This is a genomic window from Pseudomonas amygdali, assembly GCF_002699855.1.
GTDB lineage: Bacteria > Pseudomonadota > Gammaproteobacteria > Pseudomonadales > Pseudomonadaceae > Aquipseudomonas > Aquipseudomonas amygdali.
The window spans coordinates 1-275 of the sequence record NZ_LKBW01000242.1 but is presented as its reverse complement, the minus strand read 5'-3'; the positions used below and the strand labels follow the sequence as shown (position 1 = coordinate 275).

Below are 275 nucleotides of genomic sequence, written 5' to 3'. Positions count from 1 at the left end.
CCCGCCCTGCGCAAGACTGCCGTGATGCGACGATAGCCATACCGGCCCTTATGCTCGTAGAACGTGGCCTGAATCAGGTCCTTCAGCCCTGCGTATTTGTCGTCTACCAGCAGTACCTTTTGTTGATAGTAAAAAGTGCTGCGTGCCAGACCGGCAAACTTCAGCAGGCCGTCCAGAGAATGCAAAGGCCTCAGTTCTATTACGATTTGCGCTTTTTCTGCTGCGCTATTCGTTGCTTCTTCTGAACCAAGGCATCGAGCTTTTTTAGATAATCG

1 protein-coding gene is annotated in these 275 nt (G+C 51.3%); it reads right to left on the bottom strand.

All coding sequences use genetic code 11. From position 1 onward, the window contains the following. Positions 1-275: IS3 family transposase (locus tag AO277_RS15415; protein WP_143492792.1), on the bottom strand; the 275-nt coding region annotated here is incomplete at both ends.